A 2,141-nucleotide genomic window follows, 5' to 3' on the forward strand; every position below is an offset into this window, starting at 1 on the left:
TAGCAGGATGAGGTGTGCCGGGATAGAGTGTGCCGGGATGTGTCGGTGTGTGGAACCGATGCGTCGGGGGGGGGTCAGGAGACCTTCTCGTGGATGGCCCTCAGACGCCGCGTCATGAAGTACTGCAGCACGCCGCGCAGGAACATGTAGAGCGTGAAGGCCAGCCAGAGGGCGTTGTTGCCGATCACGGGATGCAGCGCGTAGTAGATGCCGAAGTAGGTCAGCGTGGCCAGGAACATCGAGTTGCGCATGACGCGCGTTTCGGTGGCCCCGACCATGATGCCGTCCATGATGAACGGCATGGCGCTGGCGATCGGGATCAGGATGATCCAGATGATGTAGCGGCCGGCTGTCTCGATGATCGCCGCGGCGTTTTCAGCCGTGTCGCTGACGAAGAGCCCCACCAGGTCGCGCCACCAGATGATGTAGATCACGACGAACAGGGCCGATACCAATGTACCCCACGCCAGGCAGCCGCGCAGGCAGCGGCGCAGCGACATTGCGTCGCGGGCGCCGATGAAGCGTCCCGTGAGCGCCTCGGCCGCATAGGCGAAGCCGTCGTTCATGTAGGAGAAGAGAGTGAAGAGCTCGAGCAGCAGGGCGTTCACGGCCAGCAGCTCCTGGTTGCCCAGCCGGGCCGACGATCCGGTGAAGAAGGTGTAGACCGCCACGATGCAGAACGTGCGCAGGATGATGTCGCGGTTGATGATGAAGTAGGTCTTCAGCGGGCGGAGGTCGATGACCTGCGACCAGTCGATGAGCTTCACGACGTGGCGGTATTTGGCCACAAGCAGCACCGAGGCCAGTGCCACGCCGCTCCACTGGGCGATGACCGAGGCGTAGGCGATGCCGACGATGCCCATATCCATGCCGAAGGCGAACCACAGGCTGCAGAGGCTGTGGATGACATTCACCGTGACGGCCGTGCACATGGGGAAGAGGGCGTTCTGCATGCCCGTGTACCAGCCGTTGAAGCCGAAGAGCAGGATGCCGGCCGGCACAGCCCAGATGCGTGCGTAGAAGTATTCGCGGGTCATCTGGCTGCCGTTCATCGCCCGCAGCGCCAGCTCGCCCACGGGATACTGCAGCAGCACCATCAGGATGCCCATGATTCCGGCCACGGAGAGGGCGCGCCCCAGCATGTTGGCGCATTCGCGGAAGTTTCCGGCGCCGAACGCCTGGGCCGTCAGTCCGCTTGTGCCCATGCGGACGAACGAACAGTTCCAGTAGATGAAGTTGAAGATCGAGACGCCGATGGCCAGCGAGCCGATCGCGGCTGCCGAATCGCTGCCCCAGTGTCCGGCGATGGCGGTCGAGATGATGCCCATCAGCGGCACGGTGATGTTCGAGACGATGTTCGGAAGCGCGATGCGCAGTATTTCCCGGTTCATGTTCATACGCGGATGCAAAGATAAGGTAAAAGTGCCGAATTTGCGGGCCTTGTCCGATTTTATCTCGAAATCGGGCATGCAATGTGCTGTAATCCGGAAAAATGGATTACCTTTGCCCCACGAAAACCGGGTGCCGGGATTCGCCGCCGTATCGTGCCGCATGCGGTGCGTCGTGCGGAGCGGGATCCCCCGCAGTCCGGAAAACAAGACGTATATCAAGCGATGAAAGATCAGAAAAACGACTCGACCCAGGTGCTCGCGCGATTCGGTCGCGACAAACGCGTGCGCGTGGTGAAGGCTACGGCGGAGCGTGTCGAGCGTCGCCCGCGTTTGCAGCGTGATGCTGCCGATTCGGAGCAGCCGTATCAGAAGGAGACCGCAAGGCGTGCCTCCTACAACCCCCATTTCACGGAGGACAACCGTCCGAAGTTCGACAATTCGCACTCCCCGCGCCCGGCCTACGGGCGGTATGGCGACGACGAGCGTCCGCGTCGCGACGGGGAGCACGGCCACCGCACGGCGGAGCGCAGCTTCCGCCGCGATGAGCGTCCGCAGCATGGAGACGAGCGTCCGCGCACGTTCGACCGCGACAGCCGCAACAGCGGCGGGGAGCGTCCGCGCCGGACATTCGGCGACCGTTCCGCCGGTGAGAGAGCCGCATCGGGCGGCCGGACATCGGGCCCCAAGCGCTTCGATGCCAGGGGCGGCGAGCATCAGGGCGACGGCAAGCCGTTCGGCAGCCGCAACGGC

Annotated in this window: 1 protein-coding gene and 1 pseudogene; one reads left to right on the forward strand and one right to left on the reverse strand. The window is 63.7% G+C overall.

Translation table 11 applies throughout. The annotated features are described in order from the left end of the window. Positions 1-74: 74 nt before the first annotated feature. Positions 75-1,397: an MATE family efflux transporter gene (locus QZL63_RS05115; RefSeq protein WP_290586087.1), complete on the reverse strand. Its 1,323-nt coding sequence runs from the start codon at positions 1,395-1,397 to the stop codon at positions 75-77. Between the two features lie 216 nt (positions 1,398-1,613). On the opposite strand from QZL63_RS05115, the pseudogene QZL63_RS05120 reads away from it, so the two are divergent. Then, positions 1,614-2,141 (forward strand): annotated as a pseudogene (locus QZL63_RS05120) (pseudouridine synthase); the annotation flags it as partial.

Source organism: Alistipes sp. CAG:268, assembly GCA_000434235.1.
Classification (GTDB): Bacteria; Bacteroidota; Bacteroidia; order Bacteroidales; family Rikenellaceae; genus Alistipes; species Alistipes avistercoris.